This is a genomic window from Herbaspirillum frisingense GSF30 (assembly GCF_000300975.2).
GTDB lineage: Bacteria > Pseudomonadota > Gammaproteobacteria > Burkholderiales > Burkholderiaceae_D > Herbaspirillum > Herbaspirillum frisingense.
Map to the genome: position 1 here is coordinate 1 of NZ_AEEC02000005.1, position 19,824 is coordinate 19,824.

General features: G+C 61.2%; 29 protein-coding genes and 1 pseudogene. 7 read left to right on the forward strand and 23 right to left on the reverse strand.

What is annotated here, in order from left to right; translation table 11 throughout:
• Positions 1 to 161 precede the first annotated feature (161 nt).
• Both HFRIS_RS04850 and HFRIS_RS04855 read right to left on the reverse strand, forming a co-directional pair.
• Positions 162 to 1,037: an MBL fold metallo-hydrolase gene (locus HFRIS_RS04850; protein WP_006462127.1), complete on the reverse strand. Its 876-nt coding sequence runs from the start codon at positions 1,035 to 1,037 to the stop codon at positions 162 to 164.
• 123 nt (positions 1,038 to 1,160) lie between these two features.
• Complete coding sequence (locus tag HFRIS_RS04855; protein WP_006462128.1) at positions 1,161 to 2,138, reverse strand: site-specific integrase; 978 nt, start codon at positions 2,136 to 2,138, stop codon at positions 1,161 to 1,163.
• A 185-nt stretch (positions 2,139 to 2,323) separates the two neighbouring features.
• Between HFRIS_RS04855 and HFRIS_RS04860 the strand changes: the two genes are divergently transcribed.
• A complete protein-coding gene (locus tag HFRIS_RS04860; RefSeq protein WP_006462129.1) occupies positions 2,324 to 3,388 on the forward strand; it encodes a DNA-binding protein in 1,065 nt (354 codons plus the stop codon).
• Between the two features lie 85 nt (positions 3,389 to 3,473).
• On the opposite strand, the gene HFRIS_RS04865 is transcribed toward HFRIS_RS04860, so the two are convergent.
• Complete coding sequence (locus tag HFRIS_RS04865) at positions 3,474 to 4,460, reverse strand: LysR family transcriptional regulator (protein WP_006462130.1); 987 nt, start codon at positions 4,458 to 4,460, stop codon at positions 3,474 to 3,476.
• Positions 4,461 to 4,570: 110 nt separating this feature from the next.
• Between HFRIS_RS04865 and HFRIS_RS04870 the strand changes: the two genes are divergently transcribed.
• The 3 genes and pseudogenes from HFRIS_RS04870 to HFRIS_RS04880 all read left to right on the forward strand — a co-directional run bounded on the left by HFRIS_RS04870 (position 4,571) and on the right by HFRIS_RS04880 (position 7,760).
• Positions 4,571 to 5,662, forward strand: a complete 1,092-nt coding sequence (locus HFRIS_RS04870; protein ID WP_006462131.1) for a tartrate dehydrogenase — start codon at positions 4,571 to 4,573, stop codon at positions 5,660 to 5,662.
• 199 nt (positions 5,663 to 5,861) lie between these two features.
• A pseudogene (locus HFRIS_RS04875) lies at positions 5,862 to 6,172 on the forward strand (DUF4147 domain-containing protein); the annotation flags it as partial.
• A 286-nt stretch (positions 6,173 to 6,458) separates the two neighbouring features.
• Complete coding sequence (locus tag HFRIS_RS04880; RefSeq protein WP_006462133.1) at positions 6,459 to 7,760, forward strand: MFS transporter; 1,302 nt, start codon at positions 6,459 to 6,461, stop codon at positions 7,758 to 7,760.
• 115 nt (positions 7,761 to 7,875) lie between these two features.
• Here HFRIS_RS04880 and HFRIS_RS04885 read toward each other — a convergent pair whose 3' ends face one another.
• Complete coding sequence (locus HFRIS_RS04885; RefSeq protein ID WP_006462134.1) at positions 7,876 to 8,457, reverse strand: DUF305 domain-containing protein; 582 nt, start codon at positions 8,455 to 8,457, stop codon at positions 7,876 to 7,878.
• A gap of 394 nt (positions 8,458 to 8,851) precedes the next feature.
• Between HFRIS_RS04885 and HFRIS_RS04890 the strand changes: the two genes are divergently transcribed.
• Positions 8,852 to 9,265: a hypothetical protein gene (locus HFRIS_RS04890; RefSeq protein ID WP_006462135.1), complete on the forward strand. Its 414-nt coding sequence runs from the start codon at positions 8,852 to 8,854 to the stop codon at positions 9,263 to 9,265.
• 10 nt (positions 9,266 to 9,275) lie between these two features.
• Positions 9,276 to 9,548 carry a hypothetical protein gene (locus tag HFRIS_RS04895; RefSeq protein WP_006462136.1) on the forward strand — a complete coding sequence of 91 codons (273 nt, stop codon included), beginning with the start codon at positions 9,276 to 9,278 and terminating at the stop codon, positions 9,546 to 9,548.
• Positions 9,549 to 9,653: 105 nt separating this feature from the next.
• Here HFRIS_RS04895 and HFRIS_RS25400 read toward each other — a convergent pair whose 3' ends face one another.
• The 19 genes from HFRIS_RS25400 to HFRIS_RS04970 form a co-directional block, all read right to left on the reverse strand.
• Entirely contained in the window at positions 9,654 to 9,830 is a 177-nt protein-coding gene (locus tag HFRIS_RS25400) for a hypothetical protein (RefSeq protein ID WP_161625962.1), read from the reverse strand.
• Entirely contained in the window at positions 9,830 to 10,012 is a 183-nt protein-coding gene (locus HFRIS_RS04900; RefSeq protein ID WP_006462137.1) for a hypothetical protein, read from the reverse strand. Before HFRIS_RS04900 ends, HFRIS_RS25400 begins: the two co-directional genes overlap by 1 nt.
• A gap of 302 nt (positions 10,013 to 10,314) precedes the next feature.
• Positions 10,315 to 10,650: a hypothetical protein gene (locus HFRIS_RS04905; RefSeq protein WP_006462139.1), complete on the reverse strand. Its 336-nt coding sequence runs from the start codon at positions 10,648 to 10,650 to the stop codon at positions 10,315 to 10,317.
• Positions 10,647 to 11,243 carry a lysozyme gene (locus tag HFRIS_RS04910; protein WP_006462140.1) on the reverse strand — a complete coding sequence of 199 codons (597 nt, stop codon included), beginning with the start codon at positions 11,241 to 11,243 and terminating at the stop codon, positions 10,647 to 10,649. The genes HFRIS_RS04905 and HFRIS_RS04910 overlap by 4 nt, the downstream gene beginning before the upstream one ends.
• Positions 11,236 to 11,982, reverse strand: a complete 747-nt coding sequence (locus HFRIS_RS04915) for a hypothetical protein (RefSeq protein ID WP_006462141.1) — start codon at positions 11,980 to 11,982, stop codon at positions 11,236 to 11,238. The genes HFRIS_RS04910 and HFRIS_RS04915 overlap by 8 nt, the downstream gene beginning before the upstream one ends.
• Entirely contained in the window at positions 11,979 to 12,461 is a 483-nt protein-coding gene (locus HFRIS_RS04920) for a hypothetical protein (RefSeq protein WP_006462142.1), read from the reverse strand. The genes HFRIS_RS04915 and HFRIS_RS04920 overlap by 4 nt, the downstream gene beginning before the upstream one ends.
• Positions 12,458 to 12,709, reverse strand: a complete 252-nt coding sequence (locus HFRIS_RS04925; protein WP_039874452.1) for a hypothetical protein — start codon at positions 12,707 to 12,709, stop codon at positions 12,458 to 12,460. Before HFRIS_RS04925 ends, HFRIS_RS04920 begins: the two co-directional genes overlap by 4 nt.
• Before the next feature lie 403 nt (positions 12,710 to 13,112).
• Positions 13,113 to 13,382 carry a hypothetical protein gene (locus HFRIS_RS04930; RefSeq protein ID WP_006462144.1) on the reverse strand — a complete coding sequence of 90 codons (270 nt, stop codon included), beginning with the start codon at positions 13,380 to 13,382 and terminating at the stop codon, positions 13,113 to 13,115.
• Between the two features lie 9 nt (positions 13,383 to 13,391).
• Positions 13,392 to 14,243 carry a major capsid protein P2 gene (locus tag HFRIS_RS04935; RefSeq protein ID WP_006462145.1) on the reverse strand — a complete coding sequence of 284 codons (852 nt, stop codon included), beginning with the start codon at positions 14,241 to 14,243 and terminating at the stop codon, positions 13,392 to 13,394.
• Between the two features lie 254 nt (positions 14,244 to 14,497).
• Positions 14,498 to 14,632, reverse strand: a complete 135-nt coding sequence (locus HFRIS_RS25920; RefSeq protein WP_006462146.1) for a hypothetical protein — start codon at positions 14,630 to 14,632, stop codon at positions 14,498 to 14,500.
• Positions 14,633 to 14,755: 123 nt separating this feature from the next.
• Positions 14,756 to 15,373 carry a P-loop NTPase family protein gene (locus HFRIS_RS04940; protein ID WP_161625963.1) on the reverse strand — a complete coding sequence of 206 codons (618 nt, stop codon included), beginning with the start codon at positions 15,371 to 15,373 and terminating at the stop codon, positions 14,756 to 14,758.
• The gene (locus HFRIS_RS04945; protein WP_006462148.1) at positions 15,357 to 15,836 is read right to left on the reverse strand and encodes a hypothetical protein; all 480 of its coding nucleotides are present in this window, start codon (positions 15,834 to 15,836) and stop codon (positions 15,357 to 15,359) included. Before HFRIS_RS04945 ends, HFRIS_RS04940 begins: the two co-directional genes overlap by 17 nt.
• A complete protein-coding gene (locus tag HFRIS_RS04950) occupies positions 15,833 to 16,156 on the reverse strand; it encodes a hypothetical protein (RefSeq protein WP_006462149.1) in 324 nt (107 codons plus the stop codon). Before HFRIS_RS04950 ends, HFRIS_RS04945 begins: the two co-directional genes overlap by 4 nt.
• Positions 16,157 to 16,244: 88 nt before the next feature.
• Positions 16,245 to 16,541, reverse strand: a complete 297-nt coding sequence (locus HFRIS_RS04955; RefSeq protein ID WP_006462150.1) for a hypothetical protein — start codon at positions 16,539 to 16,541, stop codon at positions 16,245 to 16,247.
• Position 16,542: 1 nt separating this feature from the next.
• A complete protein-coding gene (locus HFRIS_RS25405) occupies positions 16,543 to 16,695 on the reverse strand; it encodes a hypothetical protein (protein ID WP_156481294.1) in 153 nt (50 codons plus the stop codon).
• Positions 16,680 to 18,485: a replication endonuclease gene (locus HFRIS_RS04960; RefSeq protein ID WP_006462151.1), complete on the reverse strand. Its 1,806-nt coding sequence runs from the start codon at positions 18,483 to 18,485 to the stop codon at positions 16,680 to 16,682. The genes HFRIS_RS25405 and HFRIS_RS04960 overlap by 16 nt, the downstream gene beginning before the upstream one ends.
• The gene (locus HFRIS_RS04965; protein ID WP_006462152.1) at positions 18,485 to 18,691 is read right to left on the reverse strand and encodes a hypothetical protein; all 207 of its coding nucleotides are present in this window, start codon (positions 18,689 to 18,691) and stop codon (positions 18,485 to 18,487) included. Before HFRIS_RS04965 ends, HFRIS_RS04960 begins: the two co-directional genes overlap by 1 nt.
• The gene (locus tag HFRIS_RS25165) at positions 18,681 to 18,887 is read right to left on the reverse strand and encodes a hypothetical protein (RefSeq protein ID WP_006462153.1); all 207 of its coding nucleotides are present in this window, start codon (positions 18,885 to 18,887) and stop codon (positions 18,681 to 18,683) included. Before HFRIS_RS25165 ends, HFRIS_RS04965 begins: the two co-directional genes overlap by 11 nt.
• Before the next feature lie 104 nt (positions 18,888 to 18,991).
• A complete protein-coding gene (locus HFRIS_RS04970; protein WP_006462154.1) occupies positions 18,992 to 19,234 on the reverse strand; it encodes a hypothetical protein in 243 nt (80 codons plus the stop codon).
• 244 nt (positions 19,235 to 19,478) lie between these two features.
• Here HFRIS_RS04970 and HFRIS_RS04975 point away from each other — a divergent pair, with 244 nt between their 5' ends.
• Positions 19,479 to 19,790 carry a helix-turn-helix domain-containing protein gene (locus tag HFRIS_RS04975; RefSeq protein ID WP_006462155.1) on the forward strand — a complete coding sequence of 104 codons (312 nt, stop codon included), beginning with the start codon at positions 19,479 to 19,481 and terminating at the stop codon, positions 19,788 to 19,790.
• Positions 19,791 to 19,824 lie beyond the last annotated feature (34 nt).

Sequence of the window (19,824 nt, forward strand, 5' to 3'; positions counted from 1 at the left end):
GCACCGAGTACCAGCAATACCCGGTCTACGTCACGGTCGACATCAACGAATACGGCCGTGACCAGGTCATCGCCGCCTGCGCCCGCAGCCAGTGCCTGCGCACGCACGGCAATCCGGACTGCAAATAGACTGAGAGACTGATTGGCTGAGGACGGAGCCGTTCAGACCGCGTCCAGCGGAATCTTCAGGTAGCGCACGCCGTTGTCCTCAGGCGGCGGCAACTGGCCGGCGCGCATGTTCACTTGCACCGAAGGCAGCAGCAATACCGGCATACCCAGGGTGGCATCACGGGCGCTGCGCATGGTGACGAATTCTTCTTCACTTATACCGTCGCGCACATGAATGTTGTTCTGGCGCTCCTCGGCGACGGTGGTCTCGAATTGCAGGGCACGGCCATTGGGCTGGTAGTCGTGGCACAGATAGATCCGGGTGTGCGCCGGGAGACTCAAAACCTCGTGGATGGAGCGGAACAGGGTGCGCGCATTCCCGCCAGGGAAGTCGCAGCGGGCGGTGCCGTAGTCGGGCATGAACAGGGTATCGCCGACGAAGGCCGCGACCTCGCCGGCTTCTTCCACGACATAGGTGATACAGGCCGGCGTATGGCCCGGTGTATGCATCACGCGGGCATGAAGCTCACCGATCTGGAACCGTTCGCCATCGGCAAACAGGTGATCGAACTGGCTGCCGTCACGGGCAAAGTCACCACCCGCATTGAACAACTTGCCGAACACACCCTGCACCTGGCGAATGTGTTCGCCGATGGCGATACGCCCGCCCAGCTTGCGCTTGAGATAGGGAGCCGCCGACAGGTGGTCGGCGTGGGCGTGTGTTTCCAGGATCCACTGGACTGAGGCACCCAGTTCCTGCACGCGCCGGATCAGCAGATCGGCGCTGGCCGTTGCGGTGCGTCCAGACTTGGGGTCGTAATCCAGTACGCTGTCCAGCAGCGCGCATTGTCCGGTGGAGCGATCCAGCACGATATAGCTGACGGTACTGGTGGCGGGGTCGAAATGCCCTTCGATGTGCAGCTTGTTCATGTGGATTCCTTCCATGTCGGTGAGCACCCTCTATCAAGATGCATGCCAGCCAATGTTTTCCAAAGACGCCAGTTTGCCACTGTCGGCATGCTTGCGGCAGCGCGTTGCGTCAAAATGCCGGCCTTAACTGTCTGGCGCATCGATTGCGGGTGAAGGCAAAGGCTTGGGCGGCAGCAAGCGCTCCAGCATGTCTCGATGATAGGGGTCATGCGAATCCACGTAGCGCGAGGCCGAGCTGATGTTCTTCCAACCGACATATTCCATCAGTGCGCGCAGCTCCCACCCATTGGCGCTGGCCCAACTGGCAAAGCCGCGGCGCAACGAATGCGCGCTGTACAGATGAACATCGGTAATGCCGGCTGCGCCCAGGATGCGCCGGAGCAGGGGAATGATGCTGGCGGCATGGATGGCGTCCTCGCTGATGCGGCCCCAGCGATCGACGCCGCGCAATACCGGACCGCTGCGCACGCCGCTCACCGCCAGCCAGTCAAGATAGGCCGCCACCGGGCAAAGCCGCGACAGCGCCGGCGTCAGATAGGTGCTGCCCTTGAGACTGCGGTCGGTCTTGGTACGCGGCAGCTGGATGCGCATGCCTTGACCGGCCACTGCCTCGATGCGCTCCACTTCCAGGCGAGCCAATTCATCACTTCGAAACCCTCTCCAAAAGCCGATCAGCAACAAGGCCTTGTCGCGCGCATGCCGTAGCAGATCGGCAGAGCGGCCTTGCTGACGCGCCAGCGCCTGTTGCTGTTCCAGCCAGCCCGCAGCCTGCTCCAGCACATCCAGTTGCAACGGGCGGGCGCGCTTTTCCTGGGCGGGGTGCACTTCCTGGATGCCGCGCAGCATCTTGCGGACCACCGGCGCCTTGGTCGGGTCTGGAAAGCCCTGATCAATGTGCCACTGACCCAGCGCGGAGACCCGCTGCTTGAGGGTGTTGTGCGCCAGCACGCCGGCATAGCGGGCCAGGTAACGCAGAATCCCGTCCGCCGTGGCCGGCAGGAAGCCACCCCATTCCTCCTCGAAGTGCTTTACGGCGGCACGGTAGCTGCGACGGGTGTTCTCGCGGGTGGCGGCTTGCAGGTAGTCGTCAATGGCAATCATGGCGAGTCGCGCGCATCAGGCGCAAAAGAGGAAGAGCAGGGCTGAAAAGCGGCATTTTAGCCGATGGGAACAGATAATGAGCCAATATCCAATCTCAATACTGAGATTATATTTGGTGACATCCCTTCATTTGTATTACGTAATTACGTATTATGTAATACATCATCAAATAACAGGATGCGATCATGGCCCGGACCGGCTTGTACAAATCGGAAGTGAAGAAAGCCCGCGACAGCCTGCTGGCGCTGGGCCGGCACCCCTCCGTGGATGCGGTACGCGTGGAGTTGGGCAATACCGGGTCCAAGACCACCATCCACAAATATCTGAAGGAATTGGAAGAAGAGGAGGGCATCGCACAACAACCCCGCAGCATCAGCGCCGCCCTGCAGGAGATGGTGGAGCGCCTGGCGTCCCAGCTCCAGGCCGAGGCCGATGAGCGCGTGATTGCCGCCCGGGAAGAGGTGAGGGCGGTCACAGCCCGGATGGAGCAGGCCCTGGCCGAGGTCAATGAGGCCAATGCGGATTTGTCGACCCGGCTGGATCTCGCCGGAAAAGCCCTGATCGCTGCCCGTGCCGCCCACGAAAGCAGCCGGGAGGAATGCCAGCAACAGGCCGTCGCCCTGCGCGCACTGGAGGTGCGCACCACCGCCTTGCAGGAACGCCAGCAGGAAAACGAGCAGCATCGCCTCTCTCTCGAAGACAAGCACCAGCACGCCCGCGCTGCCTTGGACCACTACCGCAGCGCCGCCAAGGAACAGCGCGAGCAGGATCAGCGGCAGCATGAGCAGCAACTCCAGACGGTGCAGGCCGAACTGCGTCAATTGCGCCAGGAACTCATCGTCAAGCAGACGGAAATCACCCGCGTCAACCAGGAAGGGGTGCGCCTGGTGGCCGACCTCTCGCATGCGCGGCAAGCTCTGGTGGAGCAACAGGCACTGGCGGATCGGCGCGAGCAGCAGCTGGAATCGCTGCAGCAGGTGGCGGCCGGCAAGCAGGTGCTGGAGGCGCAACTGGCCGACAGGAATGCAGCGCTGGCAAGCCTGCAGGCCAGCCGGGCCCAGACCGAGGAAGCCCTGGCCGGCGCCCGCAAGCAGTTACAGGAGACGGAAATAGAACTGGCCGCCGCCCGCGCTAGGCTGGAAACCCACGAAGCGCTGACGCTCGCATGGCACCAGCAGAGAAATCACGAAGGAGAGGGTGGTCAGCAGGCGCCGTCTCCGGGACCAGAAGATACCGGCTTGGAGCGGTGACAGGCAGCGTCGAGCCGGTTGCGTCGTTAGCCGTTTCAAAGACCGCCATGCGGCGGATCAACAGCCCCTAACGGCCCCTAAGCCCCTAAGGCGTGATCTTCCGCTTGCGCTGGGACTGACGAACGCTTCCGCCGGGTTCATGACGGCCAGCCGGTGCGATATCGGCCAGTTCCAGTTGTGCCGCAATGAAATCCACGAAGGCCCGGATCCGGTTGGACATCTGATGACGTTGGGAGTAGACGGCATAGATATCGGCATTGGGTGACTGCCAGCCGGGCAGGACGCGAATCAGCCGCCCTTCCTCCAGGTAGCCCCGTACATCCCATTCCGCGCGCAGCAGGATTCCATGCCCTTCCAGGGCCCATTTCACCGCGATCTCGCCATCGTTGGTGGTCAGGTTGCCGCGAATCTTCACTGCCTCCGTCTTGGAAGAGGCGCCGCTTCCGGCGGTGAGCCGCCATAGCCCGTAGGCTTCGTCCCCTTGTCGGATTCCCACGCAGTTGTGCTTGGTCAGGTCGTGTGGCGTGACGGGCATGCCGCGTCGCGCCAGGTATTGGGGCGCGGCACACAGCAGCCTTGCGTTCGGCGCCAGACGCCTGGCCACGACCCGCGTATCAGGCGGCTCGCCGAAGCGGATGCAGACATCGAAGCTGTCGTCGGTCAACGGCGGGGGCATCACGGATAGCTGCAGCTGCACCGCGACCTGCGGATACTCGGCGACGAATTTCGAGATCACCGGCGCTACATGGCTGCGTCCGAAACCCAGGGTGGCATTGACACGCAGCAAGCCCTCAGGACGCCGCTTGGAACTCCCCAGCAGTTCGGACAGTTCGTCGATTTCATCCAGGATCCGACGGGCGTGTTCCAGATAAAGCTCCCCCTCCGGGGTGAGGGTCATGCGGCGGGTGGTCCGGTTGACCAGCGGCACGCCGGCGCGGCTCTCCATCTGGCTCAGGTGCTTGCTCACTGCTGCCGTCGTCAGGCCCAGCTCACGGGCCGCCGCCGACAGGCTGCCGGCCATCGCCAGCACCGAGAAGAAGCGTAAATCCGAGGGAAGAACCACGTCTTGCATACGCGATTGTTAAATTTAAGTTAAGGATGCTTTGAGTTTAGCACCGGTTTTTGTAGAGCGAACGCCAGTAGAGTGCCACTCACCAAAACATTTTATGAAAGGCCGGAGACATGAAGACTTATCGCATCGCAACCATTCCGGGTGACGGCATCGGCAAGGAAGTCGTACCAGCGGGTCGCCAGGTGCTGGAGGCGCTGGCCGCCACCAGCAGCACATTCAAGTTCGACTTCGAGGACTTCGACTGGGGTGGCGACTACTACCGCAAGACCGGCGCCATGATGCCGGCCGACGGGCTGGACGCGCTGCGCGACAAGGATGCCATCCTGTTCGGCTCGGCCGGCGACCCGCACATTGCCGACCACATCACCCTGTGGGGCCTGCGCCTGAAGATCTGCCAGGGCTTCGATCAATATGCCAACGTGCGCCCGACCCGCATCCTGCCGGGTATCGATGCGCCCCTGAAGCGCTGCAAGGCAGAAGACCTGAACTGGGTCATCGTCCGCGAAAACTCCGAAGGCGAATATGCCGGCGTGGGCGGCCGTGTTCACCAGGGCCATCCGATCGAGGCCGCCACCGACGTGTCGATGATGACCCGTGCCGGTGTCGAGCGCATCATGCGTTTCGCCTTCAAGCTGGCGCAGTCGCGCCCCCGCAGGCTGCTGACCGTCATCACCAAGAGCAATGCCCAGCGCCATGCGATGGTGATGTGGGATGAAATCGCCGTGCAGATTGCCAAGGAATTCCCGGATGTGAAGTGGGACAAGGAACTGGTCGATGCCGCCACCGCGCGCATGGTCAACCGTCCTGCCACGCTGGACACCATCGTGGCCACCAACCTGCACGCCGACATCCTGTCCGACCTGGCCGCCGCGCTGGCCGGCAGCCTGGGCATCGCCCCCACCGGCAACATCGATCCCGAGCGCCGCTATCCCTCGATGTTCGAGCCCATCCACGGTTCGGCCTTCGACATCATGGGCCGTGGCCTGGCCAACCCGGTGGGCACCTTCTGGTCGGTGGTGATGATGCTGGAGCACCTGGGCGAGCACGAAGCGGCGGCACAGGTCATGCAGGCTGTGGAAGCCGTGACCGCCGACCCGTCGCTGCATACCGGTGACCTGGGTGGCAAGGCCACCACGGCGCAGGTCACCGCAGCCGTCTGCGCCTTCGTCAGCAAGGCGGCGCACACCCGGAAGGCGGCGTAAGCCATTCTTCAGCGGTCCCGACGGACCGCCTCTGCCGACAAGAGCGCTCCCTCCCGGCCCCGGTTTCGGGTGCCGGTGGGGCTGCCTCGCGCTAAAAAAAATCGAAGACAGGCACATCAAGCCTGCCATTGCCGGAGACGCAATGCCCACTGTACAACCACCGTCCGAGCGGGCCCGGATCGACGCCTTGTTGAAAGGCATGTTCGATGCGGCGATTGCCATCGCCCAGCCGGCCGTCCGTATTCCCCAATTCCTGCCCGAGGCGCCGCGCGGGCGTCTGATCGTCATCGGTGCCGGCAAAGCCTCGGCCGCCATGGCACGCGCGTTCGAAGACCACTGGCCGGGCAAGCTCGAAGGCCTGGTGGTGACCCGCTACGGCTACGCGGTGCCTTGCGAGCGCATCGAGATTGTGCAGGCAGCCATCCGGTACCGGATGAAAGCGGCCGGGACGCCGCCACGCGCCTCATGGACATGGTCAGCAAGCTCAGCGAAGACGATCTGGTGCAATGCAAAGATCGTTGCCACCCTGGGACCGTAGCCTGCACCACCTCTGCTACTCGGCGCAGCGCATGGCGCGGGAACGTCCGGGCATGCCGATTCTCGGCATGAGACCCAGCCGCCCCATCGCTGCTGCGCCTGGCACAAATCGCCTGAAGCGGGCAGGGCAGATGCGCCAGCAGGGAAGATGAGCAGAACCAGAACAGAAACTGCCCGCCGGTCGCGCTGGCGCGCCAGGCAGGCACACAACAACGTGTAACAGGAATCACCCTCGAACAACGTAAAGAAGGAGACAAGCATGCAAACCGAAATCGAAAAGCGCACCTTGCGGCGCATCACCTGGCGCATCGTGCCATTCATCATGTTGCTGTACTTCATCGCCTACATCGACCGGGTCAACATCGGTTTCGCGGCGCTGACGATGAAGCAGGACCTGGGCTTCAGCGCCTCGGTCCTGGGCTTTGGCGCAGGCATCTTCTTCTGGGGCTACTTCATGTTCGAAGTCCCCTCCAACATCATCCTGCACAAGGTCGGGGCGCGCCTCTGGATTGCCCGGGTGATGGTGACCTGGGGGATGATCTCAGGTGCCATGGCCTTCGTCGATGGCGCAACGAGTTTCTATGTCATGCGCTTCCTGCTGGGTGCGGCCGAGGCCGGATTCTTCCCCGGCATCATTCTCTACCTGAGCTACTGGTTCCCGGCCCGCCATCGCGCAGGCGTTACGGCTTTCTTCATGGCAGCCGCACCGCTGTCTACGGCGATCGGCTCGCCGATCTCGGCGGCGCTGCTGGAGATGGACGGCGTCATGAATCTCCATGGCTGGCAATGGATGTTCATCCTGGAAGCCATTCCGGCGCTACTGCTCGGTGTTGTGGTCCTGGGCTTCATGACCGACAAACCGGAAAAGGCAAAGTGGCTCAAGGAAGACGAACGCGCCTGGCTCATCAAGACCATGGACGACGAGAATGCGCAGAAAGACAAGTCGGGCAAGCACGGCATCATCCGTGGCCTGGCCGATCCCCGCGTGCTGGGGCTGGCGCTGATCTACTTCGGCACCTCGGCAGGGCTGTACACGCTGGGCATCTGGGCGCCGCAGATCATCAATGGACTGGGGGTCTCCTCCATGGCGGTGGGCTTCCTCAATGCGATTCCACCTATCGTGTCAGTGGTGGCCATGGTGCTCTGGTCGCGTCATTCCGACCGGACTGGTGAACGTACCTGGCACGTCATCATCGCTTGCGTTGCCGCGGCGGTGGGGCTGGTGATCGCAGCCGGTGCCAATAGCGTGGTAGGGCTGATCGCGGCCTTGACGCTGGTGAACGTGGGCATCAGTTGCGCCAAGCCGCCGCTGTGGAGCATGCCGACCATGTTCCTCTCCGGCACGGCCGCGGCCACCGGCATTGCCACCATCAATTCCATCGGCAACCTTGGCGGCTTCGTGGCGCCCAGCGTGATCGGCTGGATCAAGGACTCGAGCGGCAGCTATGCCGGTGGCTTGTATTTCGTGGCTGGGCTGCTGGTGTTTTCGGCGGTGCTTACGCTGATCATGTCGCGCTTCCAGGCCAGGGAGCGGAATGCGCATGTCTATCAGAAAGTGTAAGAAGATCCAAGTTCGAGAAGAGCCAGGATAGTCGAGTTGCGCCAGCGTCGCCAGTGACCACCGGACCATCTTGGTCAATCCAGGACGGCGGGACCTGGTGCGTTTGCGCGACGCTCTAGCGCAATGGTTTCAATGTGTCGATCCCGGTGCTGGCGTCCGTTTCGGGAGGGGGAGGGGGGACTTGCCGATCACGGTACGATGGAAGGTCGGGTGCGGAAGCCGGGGCCGGTCGCGACTCCAGCCGCGCAATGAGCTCCTTCATCTGCGTGATTTCGCGGATCTGTGCGTCGATGATGCCGTCGGCCAGCTTGCGCACCTGCGGATCCTTGATGTGCGCGCGTTCACTGGTCATGATGGCGATAGAATGGTGCGGAATCATGGCTTTCATGTAACTGATGTCATCCACCGTTTCCTGGCTGCGAACCAGCCAGAGTGCGCCGGCAAAAGCGATGATGCTACCGACGAAAATGGCGATATTGACGCGCCTGCTTTTGTACATCGAAGCCATGAAAGCGAGCATGATGAACGCCATGCTGGCCCCCATGAGCAGGGCCATCCACATCCGCGTCTGGCTATATTCGATATGGCTGAGCACGTAGGTGTTGAGGTACATCAGCCCGTACATCACCGCCGTAGAGCTCGCGATCATTGCCCAAAACCGGCCATATCCCATCTTCATGGAGGCGTTATCTGCCATGGCGTTCTCCTGGTGAATGGTTGAGTTGCGTTGATTTGATCCGGACCCTTCGCATCGGTATGCAACACGAAGTACGTCAGGACGGAAGAGCCTGGGGCGCATGAGCTATTGAGCTATCTATCCCAACAAGATCGCCGCCAGAGGTATCGCCTGAGGGACAGGGGCGTTTATCGAAAGTTGCAGCGAGGGGGGAGAACGGCCGTGCCTGCGTAGGTTGGTGATGTTGGCGGGTTCGCTGAGATTGAATCGGCATTCCTGGCCGCTTCGGATGCAATCTTGCGCATATGTTATTTTACATAATACAAATTATGCGAAGTTTGATGGCAGCACAGCAACATCACCGAATGTCACCTTAGCCCGGAATTGCCGCCCTTTATGGCGGCTTTTTCTTTACATGCTTTTACAGCTGGCCCTTAAAATCAGCTGTCCCAAAATTAACAATAAGACAATGAAAATGCCAAACTTGCGATATGGGGATCGCGACGAGTTTGTGTTCTATGCGGATGGCAGGCCCCCGAAAACGCTTGCCCGCATGCTGCGCCGATCTGAGCGATCCGTGAAAGACTGGCTGGACGGCAAATCGAAAATTCCGTGGTGGGTTCCCGAACTCATGCGGCTGCGCCAGATGGAAGCCCGGGACAGGCATCGTCAAATGTTCCTTGCTGACCTACCGCGCCGCCTGGCGGTGGTATCTGGCGACGTTATCCAATTTCCAACCCTGAAGGACTCTAAGAATGAAAATCAAGCTCCTATCATCCATCGCCCTGGCCCTGATCCTGACGGCATGCTCGTCAACGAAGCCGGCTAATGTCCTGCCTATGGCCGGTGGCCAGTACAAGACCACCGGCTTCGGCGAAGACGAGAACGCCGCCCAGGGCGCCGCCATCAAAGCCGCTCAGGCCGCATGCGACAAGCAAAGCAAGCGCCTTGAGGTCACCAGCTCGCAGACCAAGTACAAGGGTGCCGTGAGCGAGGAAACTAATCAGAACCTGACCACGGCCAGCAAGATCGCCTCCTATGCCGGCATATGGGTTCCCACGCTGACCGACGACAACGACTACGAAGTGACGCTGCAATTTACCTGCTCTTGATCCTGGCCAGGACAGCAAAAAGCCCCGGATTTCCGGGGCTTTTTCACTTCTTCTTGCGCTTGCGGAATTGGCCGTTGGCCTTGCGCGGCGGCGTGCGTCGTTTGGTCATTTCTCTCTCCGATAGATTGCGTCGATGCGCTTGTGCGCAGTGTCGGCCGTATGCTGGGCGCGGTCGGCCTTGTCCCGCAGTGCCTTGATGTCAGCACGAATGCCCGCGTACACGCCGGAGCCGGTGGCCACGGCGGTCAGCACCTGGCCAACCAGTTCCGGCGTGAATTCCATCACTCGCCCTGCCCGGCCTTGCCTTCAGGCGTGAAGATCGCGGCCAGGGACAGCAGCGCGGCCGCTGCCTGCGAAATGGTCTGCACGGTGGTGGTCGGCACGCCCCACAGGGTGGCCAGGCCGATCAGGCTTGCAATGCCGGCATGGGTCGATGGTTCTTTCAGACGTTGCAGCAGGTTCATTTTTTCCTCACGAGAAAAGGTATTTCAGGAAGTTGCCGGCCGGGCAGGCAAACGAGGCATCCCACGTCCGCCCTTCCAGCTTGGCCCGTTCGCACTCGGTCAGTTCAGTGCGTGGCACGCCCACGTAATCGCCTATGGCATAGACGGGCGTAGAGATTGCGGTATCAGCGGCGCCGAGAACGAACTCAACGGCGGCGCCCCCCACAGCCGCCCCCACATCCGCAGCCGCACCCTTTTTTTTACAAAAAAGATGATGGCCGCGAGGATCGCGCCGCCGATGATGAGTTTGTCTCGGTCCATGATCAGCCGTACCAGGGGTCTTCAGCAGTGCCGCCGATTGGGCCGAGCGTGCCGAACGAGTTGTAACCACCGGTAGCCGGCGATGCGTTGTAGGTGTCCGGCATACCGCGTGCCATATTGGCGAGCCATGCGGCCAGGCCGGCCGTGACGCCGGCCGCTACCTGTTGGGTTCCGGTGCCGGTGGCGCCGGATGCCGTGGTGGGCATGCTGACCACACGCGGCCGGCCAGCAAGCGCACCAGCGCCCGCGCTGCGCGAGTAGATCATCGCGCCCACGATGATGACCGCCACGAGGATCAGGTCGCTACTGCCGCCGCCCCCGCCGATTGCTTTGCTCATGCGTAAATTCCTTCATTGAAAAGCCGCTTCTCGTCGTCGCGGCGGTTGCGGATTCCGTTCTGCAGATTGGCCGATACCCAGCTCACGGACTGGTCTGCGATAGCGTCGATGCCGTTCCCTGCATTCACCTGGTCGGCGAACTTCTTGAACGAGCGCGGCGACATGTTGAAAGCGATGGACACCAGCGCATCGAACTGCTGCTGCGACACTGGCACATTGACGTACAGCTTTACCCACTTCTCGCCACGGCTCACAAGGTCGTCAGCGAAGATCGCTTCCGCCTGGTCGCGGGTGATGGTCTCCGGGAGAGCATTCGGGTTCGTGTCGAAGTGGCCGTAGCCCCAGGTATATCCGCCGTCGCCCAGCGAGTAGCGCGTCAGGCGCAGCCGTTCGCGGGCCTTCAGCATGTCGATTCCGTTTTGCGATGTATTCATGTCTTGCAAAGGTTGATCGGTGAAAGCACCCGCCACCTCATCAAAGGTGGTGAGCACCGTTTCTGAAATGCCGTCCCATCCGACGCCATCCTGCTGGCGGCTCATCACGATGTAAGCTGCCGCCAGCAGGGCGGCGGCGATTAGAACGTCATCACGCATCGGTTTCTTCGAAGTATTCGAAATAGCCGCCAAGATCAGCGCCCGAGCCGCCCGAGAAGATTGCGAGACCATTGCCGGGACGGAGCACCAGCGGTTCGGCGAACTTCTTTTCGAACACCTGGGCCGCAATGGCACTGATCGACAGCATCACGGTTCCCGCTGGCGCGGTGCCGTTCCCGGCCCAAAATTCGCCCACGGACTGAGCACCACCCAGCATCTTGGAATTGCCGTTGGCCTGCTTTGCGCCGTAGCTGGCGGTTGCGGCAATCACGTTCATCGCGGTCGATGTGGCCGAGTTCACAGCGAAAGCCGAAATAACGAGCCGCTTTCCTGTGCCGATCGGATTCCACAGCATGTTCACCACGCCGTTACCTGCTGATCCCGACTTGTAGCCAGAAGCCAGGAATGCGCCACCCGCTAGGGTGCGATTCTTGCCGCCGTCGATGATTTCCACGCTACCGGTCACCCGGTTGTCGAAGAAACCGCCGTCAGCAATCAGCAGCACGCCCAGGATGGTCGCCTGGCCACCGGCATTGGTCACCCGCAGATTGCTGAACTTGGCGTTATCCAGCCGGAAGCCCTGGCCCGGCATCAGGATGTATTCGTCGCCCAGGTCGGTATTGACCTTAATCGACGGATCGGCGCCGCCCGCACTGCCCGCCTTGTAGTAGACGTAATTGCCAACCTGGCTCACCGGCTGCATGCCGGTCACAGTCAGACTGAGCGGAAAATTCATCATTTGTAAGCCCCCTTCGCGGCAATCATCCCGATGGCGATCACGCCCAGGCCGACGAGCACGCGGTTCCCGTTCACCTCTTCGGTGGCGGTCTTGAATGCGTCTTGCGTCTTATCGACGGAAGTCCCCACCAGCGCGAGCGTTTTGTCGAACGATGCCTGGTTGTTTTTCCCCATGGTGGTCAGGGCTTCCAGCACGCTTGCCACGCTGCCGGTATTGGCGTCGATGGCCTTCGTTGCCACGTTCCCGGATAGGGTGAGCGCGGCCTGTACCGCGCCGCTGTCCGTGACGATGACGGAGTTTCCCGAACCCGATACTGCGGTCGATCCATCGCCGCCGACAATGCGCTTATCCTCCGACGAAATATTGTTCGTGGTGGTGGTGTTCGCGGTGGTCGAGGAATCGCTCGATGACGCGGAGTCGAAACAGCACGGCAGGAATGCGGCGCAGAACCAGCCCACCCAAATTTTCAATACGCTCATGGCGCAATCCGCTTTCTCATCACATTGCCGCACCGGACATATCCCAGTGCGGCGGATTTTTTCATCAGTCCCGGCCGAATGGTGCGAAATGCCACGCTCTCAAAACCTTCCGCCTGGAACGTCACAACTTGGTCAATCGCCGCCGTCAGGTCTATATCTGCCCGCCCCGCCGCCGCCAGAATGAAAACCTCGCATCCGACCTGTTCCAGCAGGTACGCACCGACTGGCTTTCCGTCGATGCCGAGCATGTAGCACTGTCCACGCGGTATCAGATCGGCCAGCGTCCTACCGCCTTCTTCCCTCCCCTTTCGCTCTGCTTCTTCCAGCCAAGGAATGGCCTCGCCTGGCGAGCAAGCGCAGAATGTCAGGAACGACGCGCCAGCAGCCATAAGGCCAGTCCCCCGAGGATGTACGGCATCCAGTTGCGTGAGCCGGTGAGCGCACTTGACGCGCCTGCCCCCGCATTGGCATCGGTCGAACCTGTTGCCGACTGCGTACCACCGTCGGAGTGGATGCTGACATTCCATCCGCTGTGATCCATCACAATCGGCGTACTGACTGGAATGCTCTGACCCGCGTGCGAGTCCGCTCCGGACATTGCCGGGCCTCCCGAGAAACTCATCGGCGGGAACCCCACCGGAAGCCCCGCGCTCATTTGGCCAGCAGCACGTAAGCCAGCGCACCCAGGATCAGCAGCGGCATCAGATTGCCGCTGGTGCCGACGGTCACGCCGATGGACGGCCCATACTGCGGCGGGTTGCCGACGCTGTTGGACAGGTTCCACGCGGCATTGCTGGCCGCGTGGGACAGGCCATACATGAGCACATCCGTCCAGTCCGACGCCTGCGGGTTGTACTGCTGCGGCACGAGCGGCGCGTTTGCACCGTTCGGCCATACCGCGCTATAGGTCACGTCATCCATGACGCCCCCTTACAGATTGGTGATCAGGTCGATGGCCTCAACCACGTTGTTCATCGCGTCCGAAGCGGTCAGGTACGCATTGAATTCGAACTGATCGTAGGTCTTGGCGCCGCCACCGGCATCGCTGATGGTGGTAACCTGCGCCTGCGCGTTGTTGTCCACGATGAAGTCCGTGACGAACAACTGTGCCTGCGGAGTCTTCTTGTTCTGCACCTGCAGGAAGCGAGCGGCCAGGCAGGTCTGATCGAAAATCACCTGGCCGTTCTTCTTGACTTCCATGCGGTTCAGGTTGCCGTTTGCAGTGGTAGTCCAGTTCGTACCGGCATAGAACGACCACAGGCGCTTGACGAGCGCACCACGGAAATTCAGCGGCAGCGTGACCTTGCCGCCGACCGAGCTGGCATTCGGATAGTTCAGATACTTCAGCACCACCGGGTTGCCCTGGGTCGGTTCGAACATGCCGAAGGCGTCGATCTTCGGCGCCACTGCGCCGGCCGCGATGGTCAGTTCAACGATCACGTTACCGACGGACATGGCCTGGAAGAGGTCGATGCCACCGATTTCCTTCTGCGGGAAAATCGCCTGGTCACGTTCGGTGAAGTCCAGATACAGGAAGCCGGTGCCGTCGGCGTTGCCCTTGTAATTGTTGATGGCGTTGAGCTGGGCGATGGTCAAATCCCAGATCAGGCGCGGTCCGATCTTCACTTTGATCGCGGTGATGTGCGCTTTGGTGAAGGTGGTGCCGGTCAGCGCCAGGAAGATGCCGGTCAGGGTGAGTTGGCCACCGGTCGGAATGGTCAGGGTGGCGATTGCGCCAGGCGCGACGTTGACCGGCTGTTGCAGAGGATAGTTGATTGCCATTTTTCTTCGGTTCCCCGGTTAGGCCAGTGCTTCTTGCACGAGGCCACGCGTGATGCTCACGCGGTTCAGTACGTAGATTACGGCCAGCGTGATGACGGCCTGCTTGATTGCGTCCTTCATGGCGCTGTTACGACGGCAACAGGTCTTTGACGCTGGACGGCAGCGAGATGGACTTGCTCACCAGCTTGGTGGCAGCGATCACGGCCAGGACGAAGGCGGCTTGCTTCAGATAGGTTTTCATGGGTTCCCCAGGATTAAGAGTCGTAAGACTTGACCAAGGCCTTCAGCGCAGGAACGCGAGACACCAGCCACGCCACGCCGATGACGGCAATGGCGGTGGCGATGACCTCTTGTGAAATCTTTTCCAGCGTTGGGAGGTACTTGCTCATGCCCGTTTCAGAATTCGTTGAATCAGGCCCCATGAAAACAGCGAGCGGCGCGGCCGAATATGGCCGGTAGCCCTACCCTTACGCCGCCTACGGGTAGGGAGAATCCCTTGTGAAAAATTTTCGTTATTTCGGGATTCTTACAACACCTTCTGTCACTTGCCGGCTGGCCCGGTCGAAGTGCAGATAGGCCAGGTTCGGCAGTGCCTTGATGCGCGCCGGCTCGATATCCATTTTCGCGGCCACGACCTTGCGGTGAGCCTCTTCGCCCAGGTAGCCGCAATGGATCACCGTGGCATTGCCCAGGAAGGATTTATCGATCTGTGCCGGGAACTGGCTGGCAGCGATGATGTGCAGGCCATCATGCCGGCCATCGTTGCAGCAGTCGGCCCAGGCGGGCGGCGCATAGCTGGGCGTTGTGTAGCGGCCGAGTTCCTCAATCACGAAGGTGCAGTTCTTCGCGGTCTGGACGATGCGGCACAGCGTTTCGAACTCGTCCTGCCGTGCCTTTTTCGTCAGGCCGCGAGGTATGTAGCGCAGGCGGAATTCTTTCCCGAACGACGCCTGCGCCAGCGCGGCCAGGGATGGCATGAGCTCGCCGAACTCCGCGTTTTCGTTCTTGGTGTCAAGGATGATGAGGCGCTTTGGCTTGATCTTTCTCAGCCGTTCCTTCATCCAAAGCCCCTTCCCGCACCCCGACGCGCCGACGACGGCCCATATTTGGGCGTTATTGGCCGTGCTCATTGACCACCTCGCCGAATGGCTTTTCTTGTTTTCCGGCGTTTTGAGCCGTTTTTTCTGCCCGCTTGAGGGCGAGGTATTCCCGGCCTAGCATAAACGCCTGGAAGGTGGGCGGTAGGGCCACCACGGCCAGCATTACTTCCGGCGTCATCTGGTCGCCCAGGTTCCAGCCGCGCTTAATCTCCACGGCCGTGAACTGCGCGGCTATGGCGTCAACCACTTGAGGCGTATAGCAGTCCGGCAGGAAAGGCAGCATCGGCGTGAGCATGCCGATTCCAAGCTGTAGCAGATCGCGATTGCGGCTGAAGGCAGTGTCCTGCGCGGCCTGGTGGTCAGCTTCCGGTTCTAGCGGCCGGCCTTGTGCATCCACGGTCACCAGCGGCGCGACGGCCTCATCCACGGCAGCGGCCGAGGAAAGCAGTGCCTGCTGTTGCGGGTTCAGGGTGGTGTCGTTGGCCGTGCTCATGCGGCCACCTTCTTTTTCGGGACGCGCACGCCGAACACCATTTCGTATTCGGTGTCTTCTTTTTCCGGCGCTGCCGGTGCAGCCGGCGCCACAGTAGGCGCCGGCTCGACAGGCTCAGGGAGGGTATTCGGTTCGTCGCTGGCCTTCATCTTGGCCAGGAGCATGTCCGCCTGGTGCTTGTTGCGCGGGTGGTAGGACGCGTAGCACTCAGGGCAGTGGCGGTACGGCTTCTTGTTCTCGCCGTCCAGACTGATTTTGACGTGGGCCTCGTGATGCCCGCATTCCGGGCAATTCGTATGCCCGAGCTTCTTGCTTGCCATGTGTATCCCCTCTTGCCGCGCCCGGTAAGGCGCGGCCTGGTGGCGGCGACGGCATGCCTCGTGAGCACGCCGCCCCATTGGAAAAAACTTACGCTGCAGCAGCAGCTTGTTGCGCTTCGCCGTGGGCGTTGGCCAGGGCGATCAGGCCGTCGATCTTCTCTTCGAGGTCGCCGATATGGCCGGCCACGGCCGCGACGACATCATCCACGGTCACCGGTTCAGGTGGCGGCACCACGTCAATGTTGGCGATGATGTCTTCCAGCTCCTGACGCTGCATGTTGTAATACGGCATCTGGTCGGTGTTGATGCCGTAGTTGTCGAGGATGGTTGTCAGTGCCAGGGCCAGGCCGCGCAAGCGCGCTTTCGTTTCTTGGATGGTGTTCATTTCATTTCCCGTCGTTGGAGTTCAACCGCTTCAGTTCGTCCACTTCGGCGCGGAGGCGGTCGAACTCCGTTCCCAAGTCAATCAGCACCTGGCGCACGCCACGCGGCACCATCAGGCCCACCACCAGCAAGGCGGCTTCTATCTTTTCACGCATGATTTATCCCAATATCGTTCTGAAATCGTCCAGACTGGACGCCCCTTCCCTACTTCCGCCGCCGCTTGGCGGGCGTCTTCGATCATGTCAGCCATGCGGCTGTCATCTACAGCGATGCCTCGGAATTCCTGGCTGTCAAACCAGTCCGATGCGTCAAAATTTGGTACTTGATTCGTGCCTTTCACTTCCGCCGCCCAGGCTGGCGGCGTACAGTTATTGACACGAGTCCAAGGAACGTCAACGGCGCGCAATTTTCCGACCACGCGCCATTCGTAACGAGTCGAGGCATAAATGCCGGCTTCCGGCCTCGCCCTGTCGAAAATACCCGTTGGCTTCTCGCCCTCGTACACGCCGTATTTCCCCTGCACCGTGCGCAGTTCCTTCGCCACGGCAATCAGGTAATTCCGGCCGATGCCGATGCCGCCCTGCGCCCGGATGTAGGCGGCGAAGTCGGCCGGCTTCTCTTCTGTCTTCTGCACGGCTGCGTGCGCCTGACGCACATGCGCGCTCGCGCCCTCGATCTTGTCAGCCGCCACGCGGCGCAGTTCGCGCCATACCGTGACAGGTGGTTGCCCGATGGCCTGGAACTGGCGAATGCCCCAGCACGCCGCCCAGGCTTCCACGCGCTGACATGGGCGGATCACCTCATCGCCGATCAGGTCTTTCTCGATCACAGCGCCGTCACGGGCCTTGTGTTCCGGCACATGTTCGTCGTCAATGTTCTTGCCTACATACTTCGCGATGTAGCCTGCAGCGGTCCCCTTCCCTGCCTCGATACGCACGATCTTGACCCGGTTGCGCTTGGCGCCCGGTTCGTCGCCGTCTTCGGCCAGGGCATATTCCTTCATGGTGTCGATGAACACCTGCGCGTCATCCTTCGCGATAAACAGCAGCATGTGCCAGTGCGGGCAACCATCGTGATGCGGTTCAGCGATGCGAAAGCCGTAGGGCTGCACATCCTGGCGGGCGTAGGCGGCGCGGATCCGCTGCCAGACGGTTTGCAGGTATGCATGCGCCTCGCGGGCGGTGGCATCGTTGTAATTCGGATTGGCCGTGCCGGACTGAGCCAGCACGGCATGAAATTTTGAGGGGCATGTCAGCGTGACGAATACCCCCACGTGGCCGAGTTCGTTGGCTATCTCCTCGCAGCCACGCATGCGCAGCATCAGTTCGCCGCGCCGCACCTTTCGGTTTGCAACACTTTTTGCCACCAGATCAGCCAACGCGAATTCTTGTCCCTGATCGTTCGCCATCTGGACCGAATCCAGTATCTTGGCGTTGCGGCGGTTCTGGTCCAGGCGGCGGAGCACGGTCTCGTCGCTGGCATATGCCCCAGCGCGAACAGAAACCAGACCCAGGCGCACGGCGGCATGCTCGAAAGTGCGGCCAAACACCTTACGGAACTGGCGCCGCCACCACGCGGGATCGCAGCAGCGCGCAATAAATTGAATGTCATCTTCTACCCCTGGCGCCTTGACGCCCTGTTGCTCGCACATCGCCTGCATACGCTGGCGCAGCGCGGCCTTGTCATGGATGCGGCCCGACATGGAAATGCACTCTTGTGACCGGTGCAGCGCGGCCACGCACAACTGTGAATCCGTTACGTCCAACGGGATCGGCGCGGCCGTGATTTCATCCAGCAGCGCCGACAGTTTCAGATACCGTGCCGGCAATTGGCCGATCACCACGCCTGCGCGTGCCTGCTCAAGCTGGTGATATGCCTTGCGTCCCCATCGCGGGGGCAAGCCCTTGATGGTGCAGACGCCTTTCTCTTGCCGGATGACTGGCATCAGTGCGCCTCGATGCCGGAAAGCAGAACGCCCTGCAAGCCGTCGCTCAGATCGTCAAGCGCACGCTGCGCCTGTTCGAACAGCGCTGCCGGCACTGGCACGCTGGCATCCTTCAGCGCCTGCAACTCGATTGCCAGCCGTTGGCGCACGATTGCGTGCAGTTCCAGGCCCGCGCCGATCACTGCGATTTGTCCCTCATGCAGCATGATCAAGCTCCGCAATCAGCACAGCGGCGGTTCCTCTGTAGCGCTCTGCCTTCTCGCTCCATCCCTGCGCAGTGATTTGCAGGCCATGCGCCCGGCATTCATCGCGCAACACCTCAAAAGCCACTGCTCCATCTTTCAAGGCTAAGACGCAGCGCTCTATTTGCTCGCGACTCAGCAAAATGGAAATATTCCGCATGGCTTACCCCTTCACCACGTCCAGGGCGGCCAGGATGGTGGCCGAGCACAGCAGGCCGAAGCCCACTGCGCACATGGCGATGTCTTGGATTTTTGCGGCCATGGTCATGCGCTCGCCATTTGCTGATGAAGCTTGTAACCGGCCTGTTCGATCTGGCGCATTGCGCTCTCTGCCTCAAGTTGACGGCTCGACCAGTATTTTTTGTGTTCCGCGTGGCTTGCTGCGTTGAAGGCGAAACACGGGAATGCGTAGTTGGATCGGCATTGATCGATGCGCACATGCAGCGCAATCTCAACCGCCTCAAGTTGCTTTTCTGTCAGCGTGACCGAATATTGCTTTTCAGACATGAGACCCCCTAGGTCTTGGCCCTCCCCCGGCAAAATCCGACCGGGGGCGGCGGAGCCGCGTTGCCTAGGGGAGCATTGAAGAGCCCCGGTCGATGTGCCGGACTATACATCAAGACCTTTGCCTACTACAAGCCCTTGATGCATAAAGCACATGAGCATTGAACTATTCAAGGCCTTGACCTATCCTACGCGGGCATATCCCCCGCCTACCCGTAGGCGTACATAGCCCTAGGAGAGCGTACCCATGAATACCCTGGAATATCTGGACGAAGCGAAGAACAGGCTTGGCCTGCCTTCCGACTATGCGCTGTCGAAGGCCCTTGGCCTGACGACTTCTGCGATCAGCAATTACCGCGCTGGCCGCAGCCGCATTGATGATGATGTGGCCCTGAAGCTGGCCAATCTGACCGGCCGCAATCCGTTCGAACTGATCGCGGCGGCAAACATTGAAAGGGCGAAGACGCCCGAAATGAAGGCCCTTTGGCAAGGCCTCATGGAAAAAATTTCCAAGTCTTTTGAGACCCTCATGCCACGCCGCAGCCCGCGCCTAGCCTGACTTTTGGCGCGGTGGCATGAGGTACGTGCTGCCA

Excerpts from the sequence above, each read along its gene's own strand:
- HFRIS_RS04850 (WP_006462127.1), bottom strand. The coding sequence starts at position 1,037 with ATGAACAAGCTGCACATCGAAGGGCATTTCGACCCCGCCACCAGTACC.
- HFRIS_RS04855 (WP_006462128.1), bottom strand. The coding sequence starts at position 2,138 with ATGATTGCCATTGACGACTACCTGCAAGCCGCCACCCGCGAGAACACC.
- HFRIS_RS04860 (WP_006462129.1), top strand. The coding sequence starts at position 2,324 with ATGGCCCGGACCGGCTTGTACAAATCGGAAGTGAAGAAAGCCCGCGAC.
- HFRIS_RS04865 (WP_006462130.1), bottom strand. The coding sequence starts at position 4,460 with ATGCAAGACGTGGTTCTTCCCTCGGATTTACGCTTCTTCTCGGTGCTG.
- HFRIS_RS04870 (WP_006462131.1), top strand. The coding sequence starts at position 4,571 with ATGAAGACTTATCGCATCGCAACCATTCCGGGTGACGGCATCGGCAAG.
- HFRIS_RS04880 (WP_006462133.1), top strand. The coding sequence starts at position 6,459 with ATGCAAACCGAAATCGAAAAGCGCACCTTGCGGCGCATCACCTGGCGC.
- HFRIS_RS04885 (WP_006462134.1), bottom strand. The coding sequence starts at position 8,457 with ATGGCAGATAACGCCTCCATGAAGATGGGATATGGCCGGTTTTGGGCA.
- HFRIS_RS04890 (WP_006462135.1), top strand. The coding sequence starts at position 8,852 with ATGCTTTTACAGCTGGCCCTTAAAATCAGCTGTCCCAAAATTAACAAT.
- HFRIS_RS04895 (WP_006462136.1), top strand. The coding sequence starts at position 9,276 with ATGGCCGGTGGCCAGTACAAGACCACCGGCTTCGGCGAAGACGAGAAC.
- HFRIS_RS25400 (WP_161625962.1), bottom strand. The coding sequence starts at position 9,830 with ATGGAATTCACGCCGGAACTGGTTGGCCAGGTGCTGACCGCCGTGGCC.
- HFRIS_RS04900 (WP_006462137.1), bottom strand. The coding sequence starts at position 10,012 with ATGAACCTGCTGCAACGTCTGAAAGAACCATCGACCCATGCCGGCATT.
- HFRIS_RS04905 (WP_006462139.1), bottom strand. The coding sequence starts at position 10,650 with ATGAGCAAAGCAATCGGCGGGGGCGGCGGCAGTAGCGACCTGATCCTC.
- HFRIS_RS04910 (WP_006462140.1), bottom strand. The coding sequence starts at position 11,243 with ATGCGTGATGACGTTCTAATCGCCGCCGCCCTGCTGGCGGCAGCTTAC.
- HFRIS_RS04915 (WP_006462141.1), bottom strand. The coding sequence starts at position 11,982 with ATGATGAATTTTCCGCTCAGTCTGACTGTGACCGGCATGCAGCCGGTG.
- HFRIS_RS04920 (WP_006462142.1), bottom strand. The coding sequence starts at position 12,461 with ATGAGCGTATTGAAAATTTGGGTGGGCTGGTTCTGCGCCGCATTCCTG.
- HFRIS_RS04925 (WP_039874452.1), bottom strand. The coding sequence starts at position 12,709 with ATGCTCGGCATCGACGGAAAGCCAGTCGGTGCGTACCTGCTGGAACAG.
- HFRIS_RS04930 (WP_006462144.1), bottom strand. The coding sequence starts at position 13,382 with ATGGATGACGTGACCTATAGCGCGGTATGGCCGAACGGTGCAAACGCG.
- HFRIS_RS04935 (WP_006462145.1), bottom strand. The coding sequence starts at position 14,243 with ATGGCAATCAACTATCCTCTGCAACAGCCGGTCAACGTCGCGCCTGGC.
- HFRIS_RS25920 (WP_006462146.1), bottom strand. The coding sequence starts at position 14,632 with ATGAGCAAGTACCTCCCAACGCTGGAAAAGATTTCACAAGAGGTCATC.
- HFRIS_RS04940 (WP_161625963.1), bottom strand. The coding sequence starts at position 15,373 with ATGAGCACGGCCAATAACGCCCAAATATGGGCCGTCGTCGGCGCGTCG.
- HFRIS_RS04945 (WP_006462148.1), bottom strand. The coding sequence starts at position 15,836 with ATGAGCACGGCCAACGACACCACCCTGAACCCGCAACAGCAGGCACTG.
- HFRIS_RS04950 (WP_006462149.1), bottom strand. The coding sequence starts at position 16,156 with ATGGCAAGCAAGAAGCTCGGGCATACGAATTGCCCGGAATGCGGGCAT.
- HFRIS_RS04955 (WP_006462150.1), bottom strand. The coding sequence starts at position 16,541 with ATGAACACCATCCAAGAAACGAAAGCGCGCTTGCGCGGCCTGGCCCTG.
- HFRIS_RS25405 (WP_156481294.1), bottom strand. The coding sequence starts at position 16,695 with ATGCGTGAAAAGATAGAAGCCGCCTTGCTGGTGGTGGGCCTGATGGTG.
- HFRIS_RS04960 (WP_006462151.1), bottom strand. The coding sequence starts at position 18,485 with ATGCCAGTCATCCGGCAAGAGAAAGGCGTCTGCACCATCAAGGGCTTG.
- HFRIS_RS04965 (WP_006462152.1), bottom strand. The coding sequence starts at position 18,691 with ATGCTGCATGAGGGACAAATCGCAGTGATCGGCGCGGGCCTGGAACTG.
- HFRIS_RS25165 (WP_006462153.1), bottom strand. The coding sequence starts at position 18,887 with ATGCGGAATATTTCCATTTTGCTGAGTCGCGAGCAAATAGAGCGCTGC.
- HFRIS_RS04970 (WP_006462154.1), bottom strand. The coding sequence starts at position 19,234 with ATGTCTGAAAAGCAATATTCGGTCACGCTGACAGAAAAGCAACTTGAG.
- HFRIS_RS04975 (WP_006462155.1), top strand. The coding sequence starts at position 19,479 with ATGAATACCCTGGAATATCTGGACGAAGCGAAGAACAGGCTTGGCCTG.